Origin of the sequence: Actinoalloteichus hymeniacidonis, from assembly GCF_014203365.1 — a bacterium.
GTDB lineage: Bacteria > Actinomycetota > Actinomycetes > Mycobacteriales > Pseudonocardiaceae > Actinoalloteichus_A > Actinoalloteichus_A hymeniacidonis.
In genome coordinates, this window is sequence record NZ_JACHIS010000001.1 from 1,644,165 (window position 1) to 1,669,530 (window position 25,366).

General features: G+C 68.4%; 24 protein-coding genes. 8 read left to right on the forward strand and 16 right to left on the reverse strand.

The window, feature by feature from the left end; translation table 11 throughout:
• The first annotated feature begins 5 nt into the window (after positions 1 to 5).
• The 3 genes from BKA25_RS07465 to BKA25_RS07475 all read left to right on the forward strand — a co-directional run bounded on the left by BKA25_RS07465 (position 6) and on the right by BKA25_RS07475 (position 3,286).
• Positions 6 to 788 (forward strand): IclR family transcriptional regulator, encoded by a 783-nt coding sequence (locus BKA25_RS07465; protein WP_069853923.1) that lies wholly within the window; start codon positions 6 to 8, stop codon positions 786 to 788.
• 151 nt (positions 789 to 939) lie between these two features.
• Entirely contained in the window at positions 940 to 2,214 is a 1,275-nt protein-coding gene (locus BKA25_RS07470; protein ID WP_069853922.1) for a glucarate dehydratase family protein, read from the forward strand.
• 82 nt (positions 2,215 to 2,296) lie between these two features.
• Positions 2,297 to 3,286, forward strand: coding sequence for a 2-hydroxyacid dehydrogenase (locus BKA25_RS07475; RefSeq protein ID WP_069851020.1), 990 nt, complete (start codon positions 2,297 to 2,299; stop codon positions 3,284 to 3,286).
• Positions 3,287 to 3,289: 3 nt separating this feature from the next.
• Here the strand turns inward: BKA25_RS07475 and BKA25_RS07480 are convergent, their stop codons facing one another.
• Positions 3,290 to 4,294: an o-succinylbenzoate synthase gene (locus BKA25_RS07480; RefSeq protein WP_375791878.1), complete on the reverse strand. Its 1,005-nt coding sequence runs from the start codon at positions 4,292 to 4,294 to the stop codon at positions 3,290 to 3,292.
• A 526-nt stretch (positions 4,295 to 4,820) separates the two neighbouring features.
• Positions 4,821 to 5,090 (reverse strand): hypothetical protein, encoded by a 270-nt coding sequence (locus BKA25_RS07485; protein WP_157421189.1) that lies wholly within the window; start codon positions 5,088 to 5,090, stop codon positions 4,821 to 4,823.
• Between the two features lie 257 nt (positions 5,091 to 5,347).
• On the opposite strand from BKA25_RS07485, the gene BKA25_RS07490 reads away from it, so the two are divergent.
• On the forward strand, positions 5,348 to 6,304 hold the full coding sequence (locus BKA25_RS07490) for a thiopeptide-type bacteriocin biosynthesis protein (RefSeq protein WP_069851017.1): 957 nt from the start codon (positions 5,348 to 5,350) through the stop codon (positions 6,302 to 6,304).
• 67 nt (positions 6,305 to 6,371) lie between these two features.
• Here the strand turns inward: BKA25_RS07490 and BKA25_RS07495 are convergent, their stop codons facing one another.
• The 10 genes from BKA25_RS07495 to BKA25_RS07540 all read right to left on the reverse strand — a co-directional run bounded on the left by BKA25_RS07495 (position 6,372) and on the right by BKA25_RS07540 (position 15,312).
• The gene (locus BKA25_RS07495) at positions 6,372 to 6,845 is read right to left on the reverse strand and encodes an SRPBCC family protein (RefSeq protein WP_069851016.1); all 474 of its coding nucleotides are present in this window, start codon (positions 6,843 to 6,845) and stop codon (positions 6,372 to 6,374) included.
• On the reverse strand, positions 6,842 to 7,180 hold the full coding sequence (locus BKA25_RS07500) for an ArsR/SmtB family transcription factor (RefSeq protein ID WP_069851014.1): 339 nt from the start codon (positions 7,178 to 7,180) through the stop codon (positions 6,842 to 6,844). Before BKA25_RS07500 ends, BKA25_RS07495 begins: the two co-directional genes overlap by 4 nt.
• Positions 7,181 to 7,271: 91 nt before the next feature.
• The gene (locus BKA25_RS07505) at positions 7,272 to 7,823 is read right to left on the reverse strand and encodes a DUF6886 family protein (RefSeq protein WP_069851013.1); all 552 of its coding nucleotides are present in this window, start codon (positions 7,821 to 7,823) and stop codon (positions 7,272 to 7,274) included.
• A 111-nt stretch (positions 7,824 to 7,934) separates the two neighbouring features.
• Positions 7,935 to 8,651 carry a sulfite exporter TauE/SafE family protein gene (locus BKA25_RS07510; RefSeq protein ID WP_069851011.1) on the reverse strand — a complete coding sequence of 239 codons (717 nt, stop codon included), beginning with the start codon at positions 8,649 to 8,651 and terminating at the stop codon, positions 7,935 to 7,937.
• Positions 8,648 to 9,772 carry an ABC transporter ATP-binding protein gene (locus BKA25_RS07515; RefSeq protein WP_375791846.1) on the reverse strand — a complete coding sequence of 375 codons (1,125 nt, stop codon included), beginning with the start codon at positions 9,770 to 9,772 and terminating at the stop codon, positions 8,648 to 8,650. The genes BKA25_RS07510 and BKA25_RS07515 overlap by 4 nt, the downstream gene beginning before the upstream one ends.
• Positions 9,765 to 10,781, reverse strand: coding sequence for an ABC transporter ATP-binding protein (locus tag BKA25_RS07520; protein ID WP_069851010.1), 1,017 nt, complete (start codon positions 10,779 to 10,781; stop codon positions 9,765 to 9,767). Before BKA25_RS07520 ends, BKA25_RS07515 begins: the two co-directional genes overlap by 8 nt.
• Entirely contained in the window at positions 10,778 to 11,752 is a 975-nt protein-coding gene (locus tag BKA25_RS07525; protein ID WP_069851008.1) for an ABC transporter permease, read from the reverse strand. The genes BKA25_RS07520 and BKA25_RS07525 overlap by 4 nt, the downstream gene beginning before the upstream one ends.
• Positions 11,753 to 11,767: 15 nt before the next feature.
• A complete protein-coding gene (locus tag BKA25_RS07530; RefSeq protein ID WP_069851006.1) occupies positions 11,768 to 12,697 on the reverse strand; it encodes an ABC transporter permease in 930 nt (309 codons plus the stop codon).
• Between the two features lie 11 nt (positions 12,698 to 12,708).
• Positions 12,709 to 14,289: an ABC transporter substrate-binding protein gene (locus BKA25_RS07535; RefSeq protein ID WP_069851005.1), complete on the reverse strand. Its 1,581-nt coding sequence runs from the start codon at positions 14,287 to 14,289 to the stop codon at positions 12,709 to 12,711.
• A 132-nt stretch (positions 14,290 to 14,421) separates the two neighbouring features.
• Positions 14,422 to 15,312: a LysR family transcriptional regulator gene (locus tag BKA25_RS07540; RefSeq protein WP_069851003.1), complete on the reverse strand. Its 891-nt coding sequence runs from the start codon at positions 15,310 to 15,312 to the stop codon at positions 14,422 to 14,424.
• A 111-nt stretch (positions 15,313 to 15,423) separates the two neighbouring features.
• On the opposite strand from BKA25_RS07540, the gene kdgD reads away from it, so the two are divergent.
• From kdgD to BKA25_RS07555, 3 genes are all read left to right on the forward strand, one after another.
• Positions 15,424 to 16,344 carry a 5-dehydro-4-deoxyglucarate dehydratase gene (gene kdgD, locus BKA25_RS07545; RefSeq protein WP_069851002.1) on the forward strand — a complete coding sequence of 307 codons (921 nt, stop codon included), beginning with the start codon at positions 15,424 to 15,426 and terminating at the stop codon, positions 16,342 to 16,344.
• On the forward strand, positions 16,341 to 17,966 hold the full coding sequence (locus BKA25_RS07550; protein ID WP_069851000.1) for an aldehyde dehydrogenase (NADP(+)): 1,626 nt from the start codon (positions 16,341 to 16,343) through the stop codon (positions 17,964 to 17,966). Before kdgD ends, BKA25_RS07550 begins: the two co-directional genes overlap by 4 nt.
• A 180-nt stretch (positions 17,967 to 18,146) precedes the next feature.
• Positions 18,147 to 19,109 carry a 2-hydroxyacid dehydrogenase gene (locus tag BKA25_RS07555; RefSeq protein WP_069853920.1) on the forward strand — a complete coding sequence of 321 codons (963 nt, stop codon included), beginning with the start codon at positions 18,147 to 18,149 and terminating at the stop codon, positions 19,107 to 19,109.
• A 36-nt stretch (positions 19,110 to 19,145) separates the two neighbouring features.
• On the opposite strand, the gene BKA25_RS07560 is transcribed toward BKA25_RS07555, so the two are convergent.
• From BKA25_RS07560 to BKA25_RS07570, 3 genes are all read right to left on the reverse strand, one after another.
• Positions 19,146 to 20,627: a multicopper oxidase family protein gene (locus tag BKA25_RS07560; RefSeq protein WP_069850999.1), complete on the reverse strand. Its 1,482-nt coding sequence runs from the start codon at positions 20,625 to 20,627 to the stop codon at positions 19,146 to 19,148.
• Between the two features lie 301 nt (positions 20,628 to 20,928).
• Complete coding sequence (locus tag BKA25_RS07565; protein ID WP_069850997.1) at positions 20,929 to 22,056, reverse strand: glycosyltransferase; 1,128 nt, start codon at positions 22,054 to 22,056, stop codon at positions 20,929 to 20,931.
• 135 nt (positions 22,057 to 22,191) lie between these two features.
• A complete protein-coding gene (locus BKA25_RS07570) occupies positions 22,192 to 23,229 on the reverse strand; it encodes a medium chain dehydrogenase/reductase family protein (RefSeq protein WP_069850995.1) in 1,038 nt (345 codons plus the stop codon).
• 110 nt (positions 23,230 to 23,339) lie between these two features.
• Between BKA25_RS07570 and BKA25_RS07575 the strand changes: the two genes are divergently transcribed.
• Positions 23,340 to 23,975, forward strand: coding sequence for a TetR/AcrR family transcriptional regulator (locus BKA25_RS07575; protein WP_069850993.1), 636 nt, complete (start codon positions 23,340 to 23,342; stop codon positions 23,973 to 23,975).
• Positions 23,976 to 24,023: 48 nt separating this feature from the next.
• On the opposite strand, the gene BKA25_RS07580 is transcribed toward BKA25_RS07575, so the two are convergent.
• Positions 24,024 to 25,349 (reverse strand): helix-turn-helix domain-containing protein, encoded by a 1,326-nt coding sequence (locus BKA25_RS07580; RefSeq protein WP_157421188.1) that lies wholly within the window; start codon positions 25,347 to 25,349, stop codon positions 24,024 to 24,026.
• Between the last annotated feature and the right edge of the window lie 17 nt (positions 25,350 to 25,366).

Sequence of the window (25,366 nt, forward strand, 5' to 3'; positions counted from 1 at the left end):
TGAAGTTGAGTCAGAGCGTGTCCAAGGCGTTGCGCATCCTGGTCGAGCTCGGTGCGGGGCAGCGTTCGCTCGCCGAATTGGCCGACCGGCTCGACGTGCACAAGAGCACCGTGTTGCGGTTGTTACGCACCATGCAGGACGAGCGTTTCGTGTTTCGCGACGACGCGCATCGCTACCACCTGGGCTCACGATTGTTCGCCCTGTCCAGCCTTGCCCTGGAGCAACGCGAGGTTCGCCGCATCGCCGCCGCGCATCTCGCCGAGCTGAACCGGCGGACCGGGCAGACCGTGCACCTCGCGGCGTTGGAGGGCGACGAGGTGGTCTACGTCGACAAGTACGACTCGCGCCAGCCGGTGCGGATGTACTCCCGGATCGGGCTGACCGCGCCGCTGAACTGCGCGGCGGTGTCGAAGGTGATCCTGGCCGGGCTGCCTGCCGAGCAACGCGCGCAGCTGGTGTCGGCCATCGATTTCGTGCGGTTCACCGAGCGGACGATCACCGAGGTCGACGCCTTCCACACCGAGCTCGACGAGGTGGCCAGGCGCGGTTACGCGGTCGACCGGGCGGAACACGAGTCGTTCATCAACTGCATCGGCGCGCCGGTCCGTGACGCGGGTGGTCGGGTCGTGGCCGCCGCGTCGATCTCGGTGCCCGATGTCGTCCTCGGGTACGACCGACTGCTGGAGCTGTTGCCCGAGCTGTTGGCCACGGCGGCGGCGGTCTCGGCGGAGTGCGGGTTCCTGGAGATTGAGCAGACCTCGCCGCCGGGCACGTCTCTCGCCCGATGACGCGATAGTCGCCACTGTCTCCAATTCTGTCTGACGTCTACCCATGTGGACAACTCGTGGTTAGACTGCGCCGAAAGGCCGCCGGCCGACCGCCGCCGACGAGATTTCGTCGCTCGATTCTCGACAGGAGTCCAGGGTGTCCGAGAGCGTGATCACCGAGCCGCACCGCATCAGCGAGGTCCGGGTGACCCCGGTCGCCTTCCGCGATCTACCGCTGCTCAACGTGGTCGGTGTCCACGAACCCTTCGCGCTGCGGGCGATCATCGAGGTGGTCACCGATTCCGGACTCATCGGTCTCGGCGAGACCTACGGCGACGCCGGACACCTGAAGCGACTCCAACTGGCCGCCGCGCAACTCGTCGGCGTCGACGTGTGGAACATCAACGAGATCGCCACCCGCATCCGCACCGCCCTGGCCGCCGACTCCTCCAAGGCGGGCCACGGCATGAGCGGCATGGTGACCGGCAGCAGCACCGCCGACCGGGTGCTGTCGCCCTTCGAGGTCGCCTGCCTGGACATCCAGGGCAAGGCCATCGGCAGGCCGGTCAGCGACCTACTCGGGGGCGCCGTTCGAGACCGCGTCGAGTACAGCGCCTACCTCTTCTACAAGTGGGCGGGCCACCCCGGCCAGGACGACGACCACTGGGGCGAGGCACTGAACCCCGACCAGATCGTCGACCAGGCCCGGCGCATGATCGCCGAGTACGGCTTCAACGCCATCAAGCTCAAGGGCGGTGTCTTCGCCCCCGAGGAGGAGGCCGAGGCCATCCTGGCGCTGCGCGCCGCCTTCCCCGACCACCCGCTGCGCATCGACCCCAACGGGGCCTGGAGCGTCGAGTCCTCCATCGGAGTCGGCCGGAAACTGGCCGGTGTCCTGGAATACCTGGAGGACCCGACCCCTGGCATCGAGGGCATGGCCGAGGTCGCCCGCGAGGTACCCATGCCGTTGGCGACCAACATGTGTGTCGTCGCCTTCGACCACGTCAAGCCCGCCGTGGCCCAGCAGGCCGTCGGCGTGATCCTCTCCGACCACCACTTCTGGGGCGGGCTCGGTCGATCCAGAGTCCTCGCGGGCATCTGCGACACCTTCGACATGGGCCTGTCCATGCACTCGAACTCCCACCTGGGCATCAGCCTCGCCGCGATGACACACCTCGCGGCGGCCACCCCGAACCTCAATTACGCGTGCGATACCCACTGGCCGTGGAAGTCGGCGGACGACGACGTGATCGTGCCCGGCGCGCTGAACTTCGAGCAGGGCGCGGTGGCCGTGCCGACCGGCCCGGGCCTCGGCGTCGAGCTGGACCGCGATGCCCTGGCCCGACTGCACGAGCAGTACCTCGCCAGCGGAATCCGGGAGCGCGACGACACCGGATACATGCGCCGCTTCCAGCCAGACTTCGACCCCAGCGCGCCCCGCTGGTGAGTCGCTGACCAGCGATACCGCTCGTCGGCGGCCGGCCCTAGGCAGGCCGGTCGCTGTGGCAACCCAGGAAGGACCCCCGGCGATGAAGATCGTCCTGACCGACCCCGTGCTGACCCGGTTCTTCACCCCCGAGCTCACCTCGGCGGGCGCCGACGGGCATGACTGGCGGCTGCTCGCGGGACGGCCCGACGACGAGGTCGCCGAGGAACTCGCCGACGCCGATGTGCTGGTGGCCTCCCGGATGACACCGGAGATGGCGCGGCGGGCAGGCAGGCTGCGGCTCGTGCACGTCACCGGGGCCGGGTACGACCGCATCCCGCTGGACGCCCTGGCACCCGGTGTGACGGTCTGCAACACCTTCCACCACGGCCGATCCATCGCCGAACACGTCGTGATGGTGACGATGATGCTGTCGCGTCGGGTGCTTCCCGCCGATCGGCGATTCCGCGCGGGCGAGTGGCGTTCCGTGGTGTTGGACGACTCCGTGCCGTTGGGGGTCGGCCTCGCCGGCCGCACGGTGGGCGTCGTCGGACTCGGTGAGATCGGCCAACAGGTCGTGCGCGCCACCACGGCGCTGGGCATGCGGGCGCGCGCGGTCCGCCGCAATCCGCAGGCCCCGTTGCCCGATGATCTGCGGCTGGATCACGTGGGCGGCGACGACGAACTCGACGCGCTCCTCGGTGCCTCCGACGTCGTGGTCATCACCGTGCCCCTGTCGACGGCGACCACCGGCCTCATCGATGCGGACCGGATCGCCGCCATGCGACCCACCGCGCTGCTGGTCAACGTCGCGCGCGGACCGATCGTCGACGAGGACGCGCTGTATGCGGCGCTGGAGCAGCGTCGGATCGGCGGTGCAGCCCTGGACGTGTGGTGGTCGCATCCCAAGGACGGCGTCGGAACCCGAGGCCACACCCGGCCATTCGACGGCTTGGACAACGTGGTGCTCACGCCACACCACTCCGGACACACCGCCGAGACCTTCGGCGGTCGAGCCGCCGAGATCGCCGCCAACATCGCCCGCCTCGCCGAGGGCGCGCCACTGACGAATGTGGTCCGCGCAGGCGAATGAGGCTCAGTCCATGATGGACTGATTCGCCAGCACCGCGCGGACCCGACGCAACCGATCCCGCCACCAGACCACCCGGTCGGGGTCGGTCACCGCGTAGGCGGCGAGCAACGCGGGGTCGGGTACTCGCGGCGTGTGCGGCACGGGTAGGAAACCGTCCACCGGACGCAGTGACTCCGGCTCGTCGACGAGGTCCCCGGTCAACAGGGACAGGGTGCCGAGGCCGCAGGCGAGGTCCAGGGTGGGCAGTGCTCCCGCGAGGGCCAGCTGGGCGCCGAGGCCGACGCTGGTCTCCAACGCCGAGGAGATCACGCACGGCAACCCGGCCGCCTCGGCCACCCGCAACGCGCGCCGAACCCCGCCCAGCGGGGTGCACTTGAGCACCGCGACATCGGCCGCGCCCGCCACCGCGACCCGCAGCGGATCCGCCGCGCGTCGGATGGATTCGTCGGCGGCGATGCGCACCGAGACCCGCCGCCGCACCTGGGCGAGTTCCTCGATGATTCGGCACGGCTGCTCGACGTACTCCAGGCCGTCCGCCGCCTTGTCGAGCGAGGCGATGGCGGTGACCGCCTGATCGACATCCCAGACCGCGTTGGCGTCCACCCGGATCGCTCCACCGGGCCCGAGCGCATCCCGTACCGCCGCCACCCGCGCCAGGTCCTCGGCCAGCGAGTCGGGATGGTCGGCCACCTTGATCTTCGCGGTCCGACAGCCCGAGCCCGAGGCGATCTGGTGGGCGCGCTCCGGACCCACCGCCGGAATCGTGCAGTTGATCGGGATGCGGTCGCGCACCGGAGTCGGCCACTCTGTCGTGCACTGTTCGACGGCGGTGGCCAGCCAGCCTGCGGCCTCCTCGTCGTCGTACTCGGGGAACGGACAGAACTCGCCCCAGCCCGCCGGACCCTCGAACACCATCCCCTCGCGCACGGTGATGCCCCGGAACCGGGTGCGCATCGGGATGGCGTAGACGTGGGCGTTGGCGAAGTCGATCTCGGCGGTGTTGGTCACCAGGCGGCTTCCTCGGTTCGGCGGCGGGCCTGCCTCGGTGTCGATGGCGACGAACCTGCGTGGGTGCTGGGCGAGGCTGTGCACGCCGGAGACTCGGGCATCGAGGCGTGCCCAGTGTGCCGTTTCGAACAAATCGACACGCCAGGTGGTCGGTGGCCGCCGCCTGTCTCGGCTCTGGGCGTCCACCGCCCGGAGTGGCTGCTGCGGCGCCGACCGACGACCGCCGATCGGGTCGACGACCGCAGCAGTATCGATTCTCGGACCTTTCCAGCGATGCCCGGACATGAATGACCGGCTCGGCGGTAGCACTATTGATCGCGGCCGTCTCGGGTAGTGCATGGTCAGCGAAAGTGGAATCCGCTTTCCGTACCGACGAGTATCCCGGGGAATGCCTGTCCGGTGGGGGTTCCTCGGCAGTGAATTCGATGCGAGCGCCCCGACGTGCATTGCCGATCTCGCCGCGAGTTCGGTCGGTCGAGAAGGGAGGGATTGTCCGATTTGGGATCATTGGGTGCGATTATGCTGTCTAGCCGAAGAGGTTCGCCACCGCCAGCCACCCCGCCGTGAAGAGGGCTGGGACAGCGGCAACGGCGAGCGCGACGACCGCGCAACCGCTCTGGGTGGAACCTCTCGACGCGCTCGGCCCATCGATGGTCTTCTTCAGGTGTTTCACGGCCGGATCGTTGTCGTCGTCGTAGTCGCCCTCCATATAGTTGACCATCTTCGCGATACACAGTGAGCAGAGTTTTCCCGAGCCGGCGGAAATGCTGTCACCGCAACTGGTGCAGGATGTCATCATGCCTCCTCATGATTCCGCGACAGCCCGAAATATAGATCGTCGATGGAATCGGTGCGGATGTTTTCGCGGGAAAATCGACTTCCGTCCCTGGGGTTACGCCGTATGGGCGCGACCTCGAATCCGAGTCGACGAGCGTGTCATGGTCGACACTGTGCATACCGTCGTTCAACCCGCATCGCGGGAGCGGGTCGTTGTGAAACCGTGGGACACCACCGGAGATCCTCCGGACACCCACCTACTACAGAACGAGAAGCATGTCTGCCGACCACGACAACGCCGCAGCCCCACCCGACCTCGCCGCCGTAGTCCTCACGGTGATCCGAGGCGCCGACCTGCGGACCACCGCGGCCGACATCGGACTGCACCTCGCAGAACTCGACGAAGCCGTGCAGGCCTACCAGGCGGCGGGGCGTGCGGCGTTGGAACGACGAGCCGAAGGCGAGTGGTACGGGGTCCGGATCTCGTTTCTCGACGCCACCTTCAGTCAGAAGATCGTCGTGCGCTGGGTGGCGCCCGCATTGGACCGACTCCAGGCCGATGGAGCTATCCGGGGGTGGTGGTTCTCGTCGGATCGCCTGGCCTGGACGCTGTGGCTGCACCGTGCCGACATCACGGTCGTCGATGGGGTGCTGGACGACCTCGCCGACGATCTGCGCATCGTCGACTGGGTGCCGACGGTGTACGAACCGGAGCTCGCCGCCTTCGGCGGCTTCACTGGGCTGAACGTGGTGCACGATCTTTACTGCGCCGACAGCCGTGGCGTTCTCGACCACGCCCGCCGTAAGGACGTCAGTGTCGATCGGCGTCAGCTCTCGATCATGTTGCTCGATGGGTTGTTCAGCGCGGCTCGACTCGACGAGTTCGAACGCGCCGACGTCTTCGAGCGGGTCCGTCGGCTGATTCCGGACGCCACCACCTTCCGCAAGGAGCAGCCCGAATCCCTGCGCGACCTGATGTTCTTTCCCGGCGCGCGAGCGGCGGAGATGTTCGCACCCGACGGTTCGCTCGCGTACGCGGCGCCCTGGCTCGCGGCGTTCCAGGCCGCCGGTTCCCGACTCGCCGATGACGAGGAACAGGGCTGGATGAACCGGGGCCGCCGCGCCATCCTCGCCCGGATCGTGCTGTCGCACTGGAACCGGCTCGCCTTCTCGGCTTCCGGGCAGCGGGCGCTAGCCGATGCGGCGGCGCTGTCCCGGCCGTCTCGGCGCTGAAACATGGTGCCCGGCCCAGGTCGGCCAAGGCCGGCTCGGGTCGGGCACCACGCTCGGTTCGGAGGCGTTACTCGGCGCGCAACGTCGCGGCGAGTCGATCCATCGAGTCCCGGACCCCGTGCTCCATGCCGCTGGCGATGGTGGCGTCGCGGTCCTCGACGGAGCCGAACACGGATCGAGTGCGCAGCCGGGTGCGCCCGCCGAGATCGGTCAGCTCGGTGGTCTCCAGGCTGACGTGCCCCGGCGCGCCGTCGAACTCGAAGGTCTTGATGATCAGCCCGGCATCGACGGTGTGGAAGACACCACGGAAGCCGTATTCGCCGTCCGCATCCCGGTGGATGTAGCGGTAGGTGCCTGCGGGGCGCGCGTCGTACTCGACGACATCGATGTCCATCTCGTTCGGCCCGAGCCAGCGGGCGACGAGATCGGGCTCGGTGGAGGCCCGGAAGACCTGGGCGGGCGTCGCGTCGAATTCCCGCTCGATGTCGATGAACGCGGTGTCGGGCTCGGCGGTGATGGTGGTGCCGTGATTCTCGGTCATTGCTGCTCCTTCATGGTGTGCAGAACGGAATCGAGCTGACGGTGGCGCCGCTCGGTGGCGAGGCGGTAGGTGTCGAGCCAGCCGGTCAGGCGCTCCAGGGCGGCCGGATCGAGATGGCAGGGCCGTCGCTGGCCGTCGCGGGTTCGGGTGATCAGACCCGCGGTCTCCAACACCTGGATGTGTCGGGAGACGGCCTGTTTGGTGATCGAGAACGGCTCGGCGAGCTCGTTCACCGTGGCATCGCTGCGGGACAGTCGAGCGATCAACGCGCGGCGGATCGGATCGCCGAGCGCGGCGAACGCCCGGTCCAGCCACTCCTCTTCATCAACATCCACCTTTGTCAACCAATCTGTTGTTCAACAACTTGGTTGACAATAGGGCGCGGTGCGGCCGTCGTCAAGACGAGAGCCGGGTGACCGCCGGGCGCTACGAATCGAGCGGCGTCGGCCGGTCTGCAGCGTTGCTCAGCCGAATGCCACTGAACCCGAGGGTGCTCGCGGCGACGTCCTCCCAGAAACCCCACAGGTTGTCGAGGATCCGAAGTTGAATTCCCGCCGCCTGATGCAGCGCGAGCAGATCGCCAACCAGCTCCGGCGGGCCCAACGGTTCCACGGGCTCGACCGAGACCACCGCACTCGGCGTCGGTTCACCGAAGGGCACGAAGTGGTCGGCGGGAAACCGATAGGCGAACAGCTCGACGCTGAGGAACTCGGCTACCCAGCGGTACTCGATCGCATGGACCCGTTCACCGCCGCCGGGACCCAGGATCCGCTCCCGATCGGCAGGAGTGCTGGTAGGCAGCGTCCACGCCAGGGCCCGTGGGCAATTGCGGGGAAACCAGTAATCCGGGGCGCGGAGATAGTCGACCGCCCAGACATAGGCCTCCGGCTGCCGTGCCGTCGGGGCGACGTGGGGCACGAAGCGGGTGATAGTGGGGTCCTCGGAGAAGTGCAGCACCTGACCAGGCTCGGGTCGCATGGTTCCTGTCTAACGCACCCGATGATCGCGCTGTTCTCACCGACGGCGGTGTGCCCACCCGAATCCGCCTGCTGGGGGACGGCGCCCCCGGCTACGCGACCCGAAGCCGCTTCAGACGAACTGCTGCACGATCAACACCAGCGCACCCACCACCGACACCACCGTCACGATCGCCTTGGTGCGCTTGACGTCGAGCTTGCGGGCGAAGAAGCGCGAGAGCAGCACGCCGATCGCGGTGACGGGCAGCAACAACGCGGTATGCGAGACGATCTCGCTGGTGACCTGGCCAGCCGCCGCCAACGCGGCGAGGCTCATGATCGAGCCGACCAGGAAGAACGCGCCCATCGTGCCGCGTAAGGCCGCCCCGGCCTTGCTCTGCCACACCATCGCCATCGGCGGCCCACCGATGGAGGTCGCGGTGCCCATCAGACCCGAGGCGGCACCGGCCGTCACGACCGCCAGCCGGGTCGGTTCCGGCGCGAAGCCCCGGATCGAGACGAACACGCCCAATAAGACCACCCCGGCCAACACCAGGTTCAGTATTCGCGTGGGTAACACCGCGACCAGCGCCGCACCGGCGATCACCCCGGGCACCCGCCCGAGTAACGCCCAGCCGGTGCCACGCAGGTCCAGCTCGCTCCGGTCCAACAGCACGATGGACAGGGTGACCCCGGTGGCCAGCAGCATCACGCCAGCAGGCACCAGGCTCGGTTCGATCAACGCCATCACCGGGCCTGCCAACATGCCCAGTCCGAAACCGATCGATGCTTGCAGGAACGACCCCAACAGGACGATCACCGCGAGCATGACCAGCTCGACGGTGCTCACGAGTGGGTGGGCGCGCCCGAAGCGTCCAGGGGGAAATGGCACAGACCGAGGTGCTCGGCGGCGGAATCAGTGGAAGTCGACACTGTCGGCACCGTACTCCCCGCCACGTCACCAGCGGTTTCCGACCCGGCTAGTCGCAGCGGCACCCGAACCGGCCCCGGCTCGACCTCGGCACACCGTGCCGCCGCATGTGCACAGCGGGTACGGAACCGACATCCCGACGGCGGATCCAGCGGCGAGGGCACCTCGCCCTCCAACAGGATGCGCTTGCGGCCCGTTCCCTCCTCGGGGCGGTCCAGCGTCGGCGCCGCCGACATCAAGGCCGCCGTGTACGGGTGGATCGGCCGGTCGAAGACCTCCTCGGTCGGGCCCTGCTCGATGACCTTCCCCAGGTACATCACCGACACCCGGTCGGCGACGTGCCGCACCACCGACAGGTCGTGCGAGATGAAGACGTAGGAGACGCCCAGCTGCTCCTGCAGATCGGTGAGCAGATTGAGCACCTGCGCCTGCACCGACAGGTCCAGCGCGGACACCGGTTCATCGCAGACGATGATCTCCGGATCCAACGCCAATGCCCTGGCGATCCCGATCCGCTGCCGCTGCCCGCCGGAGAACTCCTGCGGATACCGCTCGGCATCGCCCTGCCGCAGGCCCACCAGGTCGAGCAGCTCGCGGACGCGGGCGGCGCGGGCCGAGGCCGTCGGCATCACATCGCGGTGGGTCCGCCACGGCTCACCGATGATGTCGGCGGCGGTCATCCGCGCGTTCAACGAGGCGTAGGGGTCCTGGAACACCATCTGCACCCGGCGCCGCCAGGCCAGCAGCTCCTTGCCCTTCAACGCGAAGGGGTCGACACCGCCGAACGTCAGGGTGCCGGAATCGGGGCGCTCCAACAGCAGCAGTACCCGGGCCAGCGTCGACTTGCCGCAGCCGGACTCGCCGACCAAGCCGAGCGTCTCGCCGCGACCCAACCGCAGGTCGACGCCGTCCAACGCCTTCAGCCTGTTGTTGCCCGCCTTGTTCTTGGCCACCCGGAAGGTCTTGGTGATCCCGGTGGCCGACAGCAGTGGGGCCGCTGCCCCGTCGCCCCGTGATGGGAGGGTCGCGGTCTCAGACACGGGCTAGCTCCTCCGAGAAGTGGCACGCGGCGGCGCGATCGGGTCCGGCCGATTCGAGGACCGGACGTTCCGCCCTGCATCGCTGCTGAACCATCGGGCATCGGGCCTGGAACACGCATCCGCTGGGGATGGCGGCGAGCTGCGGCGGACTGCCCGGCACCGAGGGAAGCCGTTCGCCCTTGACGGCCCGCTCCGGAACGGAGTCCAGCAGCCCTCGGGTGTAGGGATGGCGGGGGCTCGCGAACACCTCGGCGACCGGTCCGGTCTCCACGACGTTGCCCGCGTACATCACCGCCACGTCGTCGGCGTGTTCCGCGACGACGGCGAGGTCGTGGGTGATCAACACGACCGCCATGTCCTGCTTGACCTGCAGATCCTTGAGCAGTGCCATGATCTGCGCCTGCACGGTGACATCCAGCGCGGTCGTCGGCTCGTCGGCGATCAGCACCCTCGGATTCAACGCCACGGCCATGGCGATCAGCAGCCGTTGCCGCATCCCACCGGAGAACTGGTGCGGGTAGGACCGAGCCCGAACATGCGGTTCGGGGATACCGACCAGATCCATCAGCTCGATGGCCTTCGCACGGGCTTCCTTGCGGGACGCGCCCTGGTGAATACGGAAGGGCTCGCCGAGCTGGGCGCCGACGGTCTGCACCGGGTTCATCGCCGTCAGCGCGTCCTGGAAGACGATGGACAACACCGGACCGGCCAGTTTGCGGCGCTCCTTGCGGTCCAGATCGACGACGTCGGTACCCACGACCCGGATCGCACCGCCGGTCACCTCGGCGACCGGGTCGAGCAGCCCGACCACCGCCTGCGCGGTGATCGACTTCCCGCAGCCGGACTCGCCGAGCAACGCCAGGGTGCGGCCGGAATGCGCGGTGAAACTCACCTGGTCGACGGCGCGAACCTCGCCGTCGGTGGTGCGCAGACCGACGCTGAGCTTGTCTACCTCCAACGCCGCCCGACCGGTGGTCGTGGTGGGAGCGGCGGAACGGGTGGCACTCATGCGGTGACCTCTCCGGCGGCGGGTCCGCGGCCGCGCTTGGCCCGCGGGAGGGTGAGCCGCCATCGCTGGCCGGGATCGGTGGCGATCCGAACCCAGGCGGCGAGGATGGTGGCCGAGACGGTGGTGATGACGATGGCGATACCGGGCAGCACCGCGATCCACCAGGCGGTCTGGAGATACTGCCTGCCCTGGGCGACCATCAGTCCCCAGCTCACCTCGGGCGGCTGGATGCCGATCCCGAGGAAGCTCAGCGAGGACTCGGTGAGCATCACGAAGCAGAAGTCCAGGGTGGCGACCGTCAGCAGGGTGGGCAGCGCGATCGGCGCAACGTGTCGGAAGATGGTCGGCCCGGTCTTGGTGCCGAAGGTGCGAGCCGCGTCGACGAACAACCGGCTCTTCAGCTCGGCGGCCTCGGCGCGGGCGGTCCGCAGGTAGATGGGGATGCGGGCCACCGCCAGGATCGCCACGATGTTGGCCACGCTCGGTTCGAACACGTAGAGCACGACCACGGCCAGCAGCAGCGATGGGAAGCTCAGGATGATGTCGGCGATCCGCATCGACACGTTCTCCCGCCAGCCACCCCGGTAGCCGGCCCACATGCCCCACGACGAGCCGATCAGCAGCGACAACACCACGGCGGGAATCGCGACCGACAGCGTGGTGCCGCCCGCCTCGATCAGCCGGGCCAACACACTGCGGCCGAGGACGTCGGTGCCCAGCAGACCGAAGAATCCGTGGTCGAAGGACGGCGGACGCAGCGAAGCGGAGAGGTCCTGGCGGACGGCGCGGTCGCCGAGGAACAGCGGCGCCGCCGCCGAGACCAACAGCACCCCGCCGAGCACCACGGCCGCCACGGCGGCGAAGGAGTCCCGGCCGAGCATGGTCCACCAACTGGTGCGGCGGGCGGCGGGCGGAGCGGGCTCGGCCCGCGCCGGATCGTCGCGAGTCTGGTCTTCGGTTCTCTCAGACATCGAGTGGCTCCTTCCTCACGCGGGCACGGATTGGCGGACACGGTTGTCGAGCAGGGCGTAGCAGACGTCGATGAGGATGTTCAGCACGAAGATCGTCACGGCGGTCAACAACACGGCCGCCTGAAGCACGGCGAAGTCGCGTTGCAGGATCGAGTCGATCATCAGCTTGCCGATTCCCGGCCAACCGAAGATGGTCTCGACGACCACCGCGCCGTTGACCAGGCCGATGGTGAGATCGCCCGCCACGGTCAACGCCGGAACCGAGGCATTGCGCAAGGCGTGCCCGAACACCACCCGGGACTCGCTGGCCCCCTTACTGCGGGCCACCTTGACGTAGGGCGCGGACAGCGCGGCCACCATCGCACCGCGTACCACCTGCACCAACACGCCGAACGGGCGAATCAGCAGGGTTGCGATGGGCAGGATCCACACCTCGATGCCGCCGTCGACCCCGGAGGTCGGCAGCCATTCCAAGCCGACGCCCAGGATCAGCACGCCCATGATGGCGAACCAGAAGTCCGGGATGCTGGCCGCGGTCATGGACAGGAAGCTCGCGGACCGGTCGGCGGGCGAGTTCGGCCGGTAGGCGGCCAGACTGCCTAGCAGCACCGCGCCGACGATGGCGATCACCATCGTCACGGCGGCCAGCTGCAGAGTGGCGGGGAACGCCGCGAGCACCATCTCGCCCGCGGGCTGGCCGGTGCGCAGCGAGACGCCGAAGTCGAGGCGGACGACCTGGCCGAGGTAGTCCAACAGCTGGATGTAGATCGGCTGGTCGAATCCGTTGGCCGCCGAGAACGCGGCGCGTTGCTCGGCCGTGGCGCTCACCGGCAGATACAGGTTCACGGGATTGCCGGTGAGCCGAGCCAGGCAGAACACGCCGAGGACGACGACGACCAGGGGGATCGCGCTGGAGACGATGCGTTTGCGCAGGAAGGTCAACATGGTCGGTCCTCTCAGCGCTGCGACCGGATGTCGGCGAGACGCATCTCGTCCCCGGTGGCGGAGTTCGGCTCGTAGGACACCCGAGGGGAGATGCCCAGCAACCCCTGCATGTGGGCGAGGTGGGCGTACTGGGCGACGGACTCGTTCTGCTCGGCGAACACCTCCGCGAACGCGTCCTGTCGCTCGTCGTCGAGGGCCTCGTCGGCCTCGGCGACCTGTTCGTCCAGCGCATCGGTGCCGAAGGTGGACTGCGGGCCGTCGGAGATCAGGTATTGGCTGGTGGTGAAGCCCGCGTCACCGGCCTGATTGCCGTGCATGATCAGCAGCGCGACCGGCCCGACGTCCTCGGGGAACGGGCGGAGCTGATATTCCAGGTGGGCGGCGGTGTCGGCCATCTGGATCTTCACCTGTAGGCCGATCTCCGCCAGCTGGTATTGCAGGGCCTCGGCGGTCTCGGCCACCCTCGGGAACATGTCGTTGCGAGCGATCAGCGTGATCTCGCGGTCGACCGGGACGCCGTCGTCGGCGGCCTCCTCGACCAATGCCCGGGCGGCCTCCGGATCGGCCGGTGCGGCCGTCAACTCGGGGTTGTAGCCGACGACGCCCTCCGGTACGAGTTGCGCGGCCGGTTGCGCCAGACCATCGAATAGGGCATCGACGATGCCGTGTCGGTCGACGGCCAATCCGATGGCCTTGCGCACCCGCAGGTCGTCCAACGGCGCCTGGGTGCCGTCCAATCGCAGGGCGGTGGTCTCGTTGTTGGGGTACGGCAGCGAGTTCTCCTCGGTGGCGTCCTCCGGGTTGAGCGCCGTGGCAATGTCGGCCTCGTCGGTGGCGATCATCGCCGCGCGCACACTGGACTCGGACCGCCAGACGTAGCGGACCCGCCCGAAGTCCGGGGCCTCGCCCCAGTAGTCGTCGTGACGCTGCAGGTTGATGGAGACGCCGGTCTCCCAGGAGGCCACCGCGTACGGGCCGGTGCCGATGGGTTCGCGGACCTTGGCCTCGGTGCTGGTGGTGCGCGGCACGACCTCGATGAAGCTCAACCGCAACGGAAGGATCGGGTCGGGACGCGCGGTGGTGATGGTCAGCGTCGTGTCGTCGACGACCTCGATACCTAAGTCGTCGTCACCGAAGACGTAGCCCTCGACGTTGCAGGCCAACGTGGAGTTGACGGCGCGGTCGATGGAGAAGGCGGCATCCTCGGCGGTGAACTCGGCACCATCGTGGAAGGTGACGTCGTCGCGGACCTGCAGGGTCCACTCGGTGTCGGAGTCCTGCTCCCATTCGGTGGCCAACAGTGGTTCCAGCTCACCGGTGGTCGGATCGCGCTCGATCAGCGGTTCGCTGATGTTGGAGCGGGTGACGACGCCCGTGGACGTCAGTGATGCCTCGCAGGGTTCCAGGGTCGGCGGTTCCTGAGCGAGCACGATGCGCAGGGAGTCCCCGGCGTCGCCCGCGTCACCCGCGCTGTCGCTGTTGGCCACGGAGCACGCGGTCGTGGCCGTGCAAGCGAGAACCAGCATCGCGGCGAGTCCGCTCTTGGCTCGGGACCGTCCGATGTGGACGGGGCGGTGCACGGAAGACAGCATCGTCTCTCCGGGAGTCGTGGTGGGTGCTGATCGGGCCGGTCTGGCGCCAGAGTGTCTACAAACGCGCACTTGGTCTGTATGGGTAGACAGACCGTAGGCTTGAGGCCAAAGGCCGTCAAGAGTTCGACCGGATCAGAGCGCAGTCAGTCGGAGCAGCGCAGCCAGCGCCGGATCGTCGTGGTCGCTACGCCATGCACACTGCGCCTCGACGAGGTCGGGCGCAAGACCCGCAATCTCGGTGAAGGCCAGATTGGGCAGTCGCAGGCGCGAGGACGACCTCGGCACGAGTGCCACCCCCAGGCCCGCGTCCACCAGTGCCAGCAGGCTCTGCACCTGGCCGATCCGCTGCACGTAGCGTGGCTCCACGCCGGCGTTGCGGAACACCGTGATGACGAGTTCGTGCAGGTAACGGGCCTCGACGGGGCTGTAGGTGATGACGGCGTGCTCGGCGACGTCGGCCAGGGTCGGCGGCCTGCCCAGCGTGGTCAGGGGATGCCCGCCGGGGCAGGCCAGCACCAGGCTCTCGGCGTGGACGCGTCGGACGCTGAGCACATCGGTGGCGGCCACGCCTCGGACCAGTCCGACGCTCAACTCGCCCGCCAGCAGGGCCTCCACCTGGTCCCTGGTCACCATCTCGGTGAGCGTGAGTCGGACGGCGGGCAACCGGGTGTTGGCGACCTTGATCCAGCTGCCCAACACGGTCAACGCCGTGACCGCGGTGAAACCGATGTGCAACGAACCCGTGGCCCCGTCGGCGGCGTGCTGAGCTGCCGATGGCGCGGCATCGGCCAGATTCAGGATGCGCCGGGCCTCGGTCAGGAAGGCCTCGCCCGCCGGGGTGGGCAACACGGCGCGGGTGGTCCGGACGAGCAGGTCGACGCCCAGCGAACGCTCCAACTTCTGGACCTGGCGACTCAACGGCGGCTGCGTCATCTGCAAGCGCGCCGCGGCCCGCCCGAAGTGGGCTTCCTCGGCCACGGCGACGAAGCCTCGGAGCTGCTCCAACGTGAACGGTGCGGCCATCGAAACCTCCTCGATGCAGAGAAGGTATCAGTCAATGCGTTAATCGTGTTAGACAGGTATCGGGGAACTCCCTAGCCTCGGCGGGAGTCCCCCGACACTGGAGCCTGAGCCATGACGCTGTACACCCCAGAGGAACTGCGGACCACCCTCGGCACGGGCCTGCTGTCCTTCCCGGTCACGCACGCGACAGCGGAGTTGGCCTTCGACGAGGACGGCTACCGCGACCACATCGCTTGGCTCGGCTCGTACGCCGCTTCGGGCCTGTTCGCCGCAGGTGGCACCGGTGAATTCTTCTCCCTCGTCCCCGACGAGGTCGGCCGCATCGTGCGCGCCGCCGTCGCCGCGATGCCCGGGGACAAGCCGGTCATCGCACCCGCCGGCTACGGCACCGCCCAGGCCGTCGCGATGGCCCGCGACGCCGAGGCCGCAGGCGCGCACGGCGTGTTCCTGCTGCCGCCCTACCTCACCGAACTGTCCCAGGACGGCCTGGTCGAGCACGTCAAGGCGGTCTGCGCGGCCACCTCGCTCGGTGTGGTCGTGTACCACCGGGCCAACGCCGCCTTCGGCTTCGACGCCGTGCAACGACTCGCCGACGAATGCCCGAACTTCATCGGGTTCAAGGACGGCATCGGCGACGTCGACCTCATGACCCGCATCTACGCGCGGCTGGGCGACCGCCTGCTGTCCATCGGCGGACTGCCCACCGCCGAGACCTACGCGCTGCCCTACCTCGAGATGGGTGTCACCACCTACTCGTCGGCGATCTTCAACTTCCTGCCGGAGTGGGCCGTGGAGTTCTACGCCGCCGTGCGCGCCAGGGACGCCGAGACGGTGTACCGCAAGCTCGACGAGTTCGTGCTGCCCTACCTCGACATCCGCAATCGTCGGGCAGGCTATGCGGTGTCCATCGTCAAGGCAGGCTTGACCGTCATCGGTCGCAGCGCCGGGCCGGTCCGGCCGCCGCTGACCGACCTGACCTCGGCCGAACTCGACGACCTCACCGCACTCGTGACGAAGGTGACCAAGGCATGACCTCTTCGACCGACGCTTCCGCCACCGCGACCCTCACCGGCTCGATGCTCATCGGCTCCCAGGACGTCCACGGCGAGCAGGGCACCGTGTTCGGCGTGAACCCGCGCACCGGCCAATCCCTGGAACCGGCCTACGGGCTGGGCGGCGCCGCCGAGGTGGCCCGCGCCACCCGGCTCGCCAAGGAGGCCTTCGGCGTCTACCGGGCGACCTCCCTGGAGAAGCGCGCCGCCTTCCTCGACACCGCCGCGGGCAACATCGACGCCCTCGGCGACGTCCTCGTCGAGCGGGTCGTCGCCGAGAGCGGCATCCCCGAGGCCCGAGTACGCGGTGAACTGGCGCGCACCGTCAACCAGCTGCGCCTCTTCGCCACCACCGTGCGGGCAGGCGACTGGCTCGGCGTCCGACTCGACACCCCCAACGCCGACCGGGTCCCGCTGCCCAAGCCGGACCTGCGCCAGCGCAAGGTGCCGCTCGGCCCGGTGGCCGTGTTCGCCGCCAGCAACTTCCCGCTCGCGTTCTCGGTGGCAGGCGGCGACACCGCCTCCGCCCTGGCCGCCGGTGCGCCCGTGGTGGTCAAGGCACACAGCAGCCACCCCGGCACCTCGGAATTAGTCGGCCGCGCCATCCGGGCCGCCGTCGCCGAGCACGGACTCCCCGAGGGCACCTTCTCGCTGCTCTTCGGCGCGGGCCGCGAACTGGGCACGGCCCTGGTTCAGGACCCCGCGATCGCGGCAGTCGGGTTCACCGGCTCCCGCTCCGGCGGGCTGGCCCTGGTCGCCGCCGCAGCGCAACGAGCGGTGCCGATCCCGGTCTACGCCGAGATGTCCAGCGTCAACCCGGTCGTGCTGCTCCCCGGCGCGCTGGCCGAACGCGGTGCCGACCTGGGCCGCGAGTTCATCGTCTCGGTCACCACCGGCGCAGGACAGCTGTGCACCAGCCCCGGCCTGGTCTTCGCGGTGGCGGGCGAGGGCGAGGACACCGGCTTCGACGAGTTCGTCGCCGCCGCCAGGGCCGCGGTCGGACTGGCGCCGGCCGCGCCGATGCTGACCACCGGAATCCAGCAGGCCTACCAGCAGGGCGTGGAGCAGCTCGCCGCGCGGCCCGGCGTCACCGAGGTGGCGAGCGGACCGACCGACGAGGAGATCGCGGCCTGCGGACAGGTGGGTCTCTACACCACCGACGGCGCGACCTTCCTCGCCGACGAATCGCTGCGGGACGAGATCTTCGGTGCGACCTCGCTGATCGTGCGGGTGCGCGACCTCGACCAGCTCCACGAGATCCTCACCTCCCTCGAAGGTCAGCTCACCGCCACCGTGCACGCCCAGGAGAGCGACCACCCGGTCGTCGCCGACCTGCTGCCGGTGTTGGAGGTGCTGGCCGGTCGGGTGCTCTTCGGCGGCTGGCCCACCGGCGTGGAGGTCGGCAACGCCGTCGTGCACGGCGGGCCGTTCCCCGCGACCTCGGCGCCTGCCACCACCTCGGTCGGCACCCTGGCGATCGAGCGATTCCTGCGCCCGGTGAGCTACCAGAACGTCCCGGACGCCCTGTTGCCCGTCGAGCTTCGACGGGAGAACACCCTCGGCCTCTGGCGTCGGATCGACGGCGAACTCGGCCGCGACTGACGACGGCATCGGCCGAAGCGAACTCGCAGGCGGCGATGGTAGTCATCTACTGTCGCCGCCTGCGCCCCAATTCCAGGTGTGGCCCCGCCGCCCTCGCCCGACCGGACTGCGGACAGCGACCGGCGGGAGCGCCGACGACTCCCTGCGGCCCACGCCGATGAAGAACGCAAGGAGATCGACGTGACGGCCACTCCGACATCCGAGGGCATCGTTCTACAGACCATCCCGCTGCTGCCCTCGTTGACGGCCTCGCTCGCCGCGAACCACCGCACCGTGGTGCTGTCCGAACAGGACGATCCGGCCGCCTTCCTCGCCGAGCGCGGCGCCGAGGTGGTCGCGGTCGTCACCACCGCTCGGATCGGGGTCAGCCACGAACTGATGGACGCGCTGCCCAACCTCGGCGCGATCGTGCACTTCGGCGTGGGCTACGAGACCACCGACGTCGCCCGCGCCCGCAGCAGGGGCATCGACGTCTCCAACACCCCCGACGTCCTCACCGACTGCGTCGCCGACCTCGCCGTCGGCGCGCTGATCGACGTGATGCGCAAACTCAGCGCCGCCGACCGCTATGTGCGCCGAGGCGACTGGAAACCCGGCGCCTATCCGCTCACCACCAAGGTGAGCGGCAAGCGGATCGGCATCCTCGGCCTGGGCCGGATCGGCCAGGCCGTCGCCCGCCGACTGACCGGCTTCGACGCCGAGATCGTCTACCACTCCCGCCGCCCGGTGGCCGAGGCCTCCTACCGGTACGTCGATTCGGCGACCACGCTGGCCGCCGAGTCCGACGTCGTGGTGGTGACCGCGGCAGGCGGGGCGAGCACCCGTGGTCTGGTCTCCGAAGAGGTGCTGACCGCCCTCGGGCCGCAGGGCTTCCTGGTCAACGTCGCCCGAGGCAGCGTCGTCGACGAACCGGCCCTGGTGGCAGCGCTGGTGGCGGGCCGCATCGCGGGCGCGGCACTGGACGTCTTCGTCGACGAACCCAACGTTCCCGCCGAGTTGCTCGGGCTCGATTCGGTCGTGCTGCTGCCACACATCGCCAGCGGCACCACCGAGACCCGCGAGGCCATGGGCGATCTGGCCTTCCGCAACCTGCACCACTTCATGGCCGAGGGCACCCTGCTGACTCCGGTGCCGACCAGCTGACCGGGCGACCTCGGCGGCTCGGCGGCGTTCGCGCGGTCAGTCGCCGTGGTCGTGGCCGCCGTGCTGCGGCACCCGACCGATCTCCTCATCCTCGCCCAGCACCACGAACTGCCCCATCATCCCCTCGTCCTCGTGCGTCAGAAGATGGCAGTGGAACATGTAGGGCACATTCGGATCGGTGTGGTCGCTGAACCGCATCGCCAACCGATAGCGCAGATCCGGCACCAACAGCACGGTGTCCTTCCACCCGCGCAGCTGCGGCGGCGGCTCGACGCCATCGACGTCCACCACCTGGAACTGCACGTCATGCACGTGGAAGTTGTGCAGATAGCCGTTGTGGTTGGTGACCTCCCAGACCTCGGTGTCTCCCTCGCGAACCCCGAAGTCGATGCGGTCCATCTGCATCTGCTGTCCGTTGATGCTGCGTCCCTCCAGATCGAAGGTGCGCACCTCGGCGACGTTCTCGGTACCGAGATCGGGCGCGGGCGCCAACGTCTCGGGGATCTCGGTCTCATCGGCCAGGGCATCGGCGGCCCGGAACTGGACGATGTCGAGCTCGTCCTGCTCCCCACTGAGCCGATCGGCTGTCTGGTCGCCGAGGTCGAACTCGGCCGCATACGACCGCAGCTCGACGGTATCGCCCGGTTCGAAGGCCACCACGATCTCCGCGCGTTCACCCGCCGACAACTGGATTCGATCGGTCTCCCATGCTTCGGGGAGCAGCCCGCCGTCGGTACCGATGAGCTGGAATGGTCGATCATCGGAGAAACCGAAGTTGTACATCCGCGCATTCGAGGCATTGAGTAACCGCAAGCGCACCAGTCGGGTCGTCACCTCCCGATAGGGGCCATGGGAACCATTGACCAGAATCTCGTCGCCGAGAGTTCCCGAGGTGCTGCCCAACGGAATGGAGTCGTCGAACTGATTGTCCGCATCGAACTTTCGGTCCTGCACGATCAGCGGGATATCGTCGACGCCATAGTCCGCAGGAAGATTCAGGCTCGCGGTGTTCTCGTCGTCGAGAATGAACATGCCCGCCACCCCGCGATAGGTGTGCGCCGCGGTCTTGCCGTGCACGTGCGGGTGATACCAGAGCGTCGAGGCGGGCTGGTCCACCGTCCAATGCGGACGCCAGGTCTCGCCCGGCATGATCGGTTGGTGCGGGCCGCCGTCCATCTCGGCAGGCAGCCGCATCCCATGCCAGTGGATCGAGGTCTCCTCGTCGACATCGTTGGTGACGGCGAACTCGACCCGTTCCCCACGTTGCGCGCGGATCGTCGGGCCCAGGAACGTGCCGTTGACGCCCCAGGTGTCGGTCGCACCGCCCGCCACGAACTCGGTCGCACCGGACTGAATGGTCAGGTCGAACACCCGCGCACCGGAATCGTCCTGCTCCGATTCGGCCAGCGGCGGAATCGTCAGCTCGGTATCGAAATCGACAGCGCCGACCGTATCGATTCTAGCCTGGAGAAAATAGATCCCGGCGGCGCCGAGCGTCCCGGCGAACAGTGCCGCCATCGTGATTAGACTCCATCGCGCCCAGCGCCTACGGGGACGCTCGGATCTCGTTTTCGGGGTCACGGAATTCCTTTCCATGCCAAGGATTCATCGCACGGAGAAACGCGTGCGGGAGAAGGGAGAAGGGCAGGCTCGACCAGGGCGGGTCGCCCGGGGATCGCGGTCGATCGTGCGAGAGGAGCTACCCGGCCCGAAGAACGGGCCGACGCGGCCGGTCGGCTCGACAGCGGCTACGCAGCGAGCCGACCGGGTGTCGCAAGAACAGGTGTTCGGTCAGCGGTGGATATTCTCGGTCCGAGTCCTAACGCGAGCCGGCCGTCAGGGTCGCGACGATCTCGGCGGGCGTGGGTCGAAGCTCGTTGTCCGCCGCCACCTGCGCGGCCCTGGTGTGCAGCTGCTCATCCTGTAGGGCACGGGCCACCGCCTCGCTGGTCTCGTCCGCCGAGCCCGCCACCAACGCCACGCCCGCCGCAGCCGCCCGGGCCGCGTTGATCGGCTGGTCGGCGCCCTGCGGCCACAACACCAGCGGGATGCCACGGCTCAGCGTGCCCAGCACCGTCCCGGAACCACCGGCGGCCACCACCAACGTGACGTCCTTCAGCAGCTCCTCCAACGGCGCGAACGGCACGAACCGAACCTCACCACGACCGGTGACCTCCGGCGACTCCTCCAGAACGACCCCGAGCGTGGCCAGCACGTTGACATCGGCCTGCGCGACCGCCGAGCAGAGCGCAGCCAAGGTCGACGCCTCGGAGAACACCGTCCCCAGGGTGAGCAACACGGTGGGCTTCGACGGATCGGTGAAGCGGGGGAGCTCGATGCCCGAAGGGTTCGGCCTGCGATGGGCGCCCACCCGAACCGGGAGCACCGGAATCTCGCTGACCCACTCCGGGTCCTGCAACGCAGCCGGACAGGTATCGAGGTAGCCGGCGGCGGGTACGGGCTTCACGCCCGCGCGCTCGTAGTGCGGCAGCACGGATCGGTCGATCTCACCGGCCAGCACTGCGGGGAGCGCGGGCCCGATGCCGACCTGGTACCAGGGCAGTTCCATTCGCGCGGCGATCATCGGTCCGACGGTGTCGAAGAGTTCGGCGACGATCAGATCCGGTGCCCACGTCGAGGCCGCCGAGAGGCCGTTCTCCGCGTCGAGGATCAGGCGGGTGTTACCGAAGACCTCGCCGATCACCTCGGGGGTCGGGTGGAAGGGATCGCCGCCGGACCGGCGGGCCGCCTCGGCGATATGGTCCTCCGCTTCGGCGCAGACCCCCAGGAGTTCGACCTCGGCGGCCAGTTCGTTCGCCGCCAGCGGCCGGACGCCCTCGCTGGTTAAGAGGGCAACGTCGTGACCTGCATCGACAGCCGCCTGCATCAGCGGCGCCAACGGCAGGATGTGCCCGTAGGCGGAGACGGCACTGAAGAGCATTCGCATGTGTTGGGCTCCGGGTTCGGAATTCGAGCATCATCGGCTGCGAACGTGGTGAGTCCACCAGTCCGCAAGATCAAGTGTCCTGATCTTTGCTCGCGTCTGCATCGCGCCGCCGTACCGACTGCCTTCGGGGGTCGGCTACGCGACGATGACGACCTTGCCCGCGACGGTGCGCGACTCGGCCAGCTGCAGCGCGGACGCGGCCTGGTTCAAGGGGAACTCCGCGGCGATCTGCGGGGTGAGCACCCCCTCGGCCACCAGCCGGAGCACCGTGGTGAGGTCGCCGCGCAGCCGAGCTCGGAAGGTATCCAGGTCCCGCCTACCCGCCCAGAAGTTGTAGAAGTAGGCGTTCTTGCCGTTGGGCAGCGCGTTCCACATCCCCAGCCGGGCGAAGGACTGCAACACCGGGAGCTGCGAATTGCCGGCGACGTCCTTGGTCGCCGCCGTGCCGTAGGAGACCAGCGTCCCGCCCCTGCGCACCAGCTTCCATGATTCGGTGAGGCCGGGTCCGCCGACGTGGTCGAACACGGCGTCCACGCCTTCGGGGGCGAGCGCCCGAATCCGCTGGTACATGTCCGGTTCCCGATAGTCCACGGGCGTCGCACCCAGCTCGCGCAGCAGGTCGTGATGCCGTGTCGACGCCGTCCCGATCACCGTGATTCCCGCCTGCCGGGCCAACTGCACGAGCAGTGAACCGACACCGCCGTTGGCGCCGAGCACCACGATCGCGCCGCCTTCGGCGACCTTGGCGGTGCGATGCAACATCTGCCACGCCGTGACCCCGTTGACCGCGACGGCCTCGGCGGCGGCCGAGCCCACCTCGTCCGGTACCGCGACCAGATCGGCGGCGTCGAGCAGCAGATGGCTGGCCCAACCGCCGATCTTGGTGACGGCGGCGTATCGGTGGCCGACCATCGCGGCGTCGCCCCGCGCTCCGACGGCCGTCACCGTGCCGACGACGTCGTAGCCGAGGACGAAGGGATACGGCGGCTGGTCGTAGTACTTGCCGCGTCGCATCTGCTGCTCGGCGAACGACACCCCGGTCGCCTCCATCCGCAGGGCGACCTGACCGGCGGCGGGTGCGGGCAGATCGCGTTCGGTGACCTGCAGTCCGGTCGGCTCGACTTCACCGGGCAACACGATCTCGGTGGTGCGGGTAAGCGCGGTGCTGGTCATGACGGACGCTCCTGGGTCGGACTCGAATGCTTACAGGCGTAAGGCTACGACCGTAAGGTCACGTACCGCAAGAGCTAACGGCTATAAGCTTTCAGGTGTAACCTCAGGGGATGGCTGATGACTCGGGCACGACTCCGACGCGGACCCGCAACCGTCGAGGTGAGGGGGGCCGACTGCGCGACGAGATCGTCGCCGCAGCCACGGAACTGCTCGACGAGACCGGCGATGAAAGTGCCATCACCCTGCGCTCGGTCGCCCGCCGCGCCGGGATCGCCGCCCCGTCGATCTACCGACACTTCCCCGATCAGCCGAACATCATGCTCGCCGTGGTCCAACAGATCTTCGCCGAACTCGCCGCGAAACTGCACGTCGCGGCGGCCGAAGCAGGCGACGACCCCCGCCGCCGCCTGTTCGCCGTCTGCGATTGCTACCTGGATTACGCCCAGCAGCGGCCCGGCCGCTACCGCGTCATGTTCGGCGGCGTATGGATGCCCGCCCTGAGCGAGACCTCCGTGACCGCCGACGACATGGCCGCCCTCGGCGACGAATGCATGGGCCTACTCGGCACGGTGCTCGGCGAATGCGTCGCCGCAGGCTATTCCACGAGCAACGACCTGGCCGTCGACACCGTCGCGCTGTGGTTGGGACTGCACGGCCTCGCCCACCAACGCGCGGTGACCGTCGCCTTCCCCTGGCCCCAGGACATCGCCGAACGCGTCATCACGTCCCTGGCCCACCTGGAGTGAGGGGTGGGTACGTCGGACCGGGGAGTTATGTGCGGCCAGACGTGTCTGCTAAGCCGCAGAATGAAGGAACGAGTGAATCCGTTGCCGTAGTTCGATGATCTCCGGGGCGGGGGCGAAAGGGGCGGCTACGGCATCGAGTACTCGTAGGCGAGCACGGCCACGGGTCGAGGAGAGCTCAGCGATTGCGCTCACTGCCTGATGACCGGTGGCGACTGCCGCCGTCAGATCGCCGTTCCGAAAATGTGTGCATGCCAACGGTGCCAGCACCATGGCACGACTTCGTTCGTGGTCGGCGCTGTACTCGTCCACGGCGAAGGTCAGCTGATCTGCGGCTTCGGCCGCGAACTCGGGGCGGTTCAACGAGAGTAGATAAAGGGCGTGGCCCTGCTGCGCAGTGATCTCTGCGTCCGTGACGAACGAGGCCCACGGCGGCACCGCGCCGGGTTCGGTGCGCCCGTATAGCTCCTGTGATTGGCTGATCGCGCGAACTGCGGCCTGCGGCTCGTCCAGTGAAGCCCGGCACCACCCGAGCACGGTTGATATGTATCCCTCGGTGATCACGTTGACCGGAAACTGTCGATTCGAGGCCGTCGCCGAAGCGAGCTGCGTCAACCGAAGGGCCTCGTCTGGGCGTTGGAGATGCAGGGCTTGATGCGCCATGTCGAGCAGAAGCCCGACAGCAAGGTCCGCAGCCCGAGGGTGGTTCGCGCTGTGCTGAGCTTCGGCAAGCGCAAAGGCCCACAAACGACGCGCCGTGTTGTGATCATCGACGTCGTAGGCCATCCAACCTGCCGTCGAGGCGAGTTCCGCCGTGGCTACGACGAGGCGTGTCTGAACCGCAGGGGAGCAGATGGCATCTCTCAGTCGTCGAACCTGCTGAAGTTGGGCGATCGCTGCTGCTCGACAGAACCCACCGCCATGGGCGAGGTCGAGGCGACGGAAACCGTCGGTCATGGCTTCGATCGCATCGACATCGGCTGCCCCGATGCGTGATCGGGGAACCGGTTCGGTACTCCAAGGGAGCAGTTCGCCAAGCCGCGAGATCTCCGGATGCAGGTTTGATCCGAGCGCGGCCGCTGTGACCAGGTTGAGGAAGTCTCGGCGTTCCAACCAACTCGCCTCCTTGACATGAGCATTATCGAGTTCATCGGGTCGGCTTGGGAATCCGAAACGCTGAGCTGGGATACGCAGGGCAGTGGCCATCCGGGCAGCCAGCTTCACATGCGTGAGTCTGCGTTCACCACGCTCGACGGCGGAAACTCGAGACTGAGAGAGTCCGAGCAAATCGGCGAGTTCCAGTTGCGACATCCCGGTGTGGCTCCGCACGGCGAGGAACACAGCCCCGAAGTCGTAGTGGGCCAGCGCTGTGCGCATACCCGGATCATCGAAGA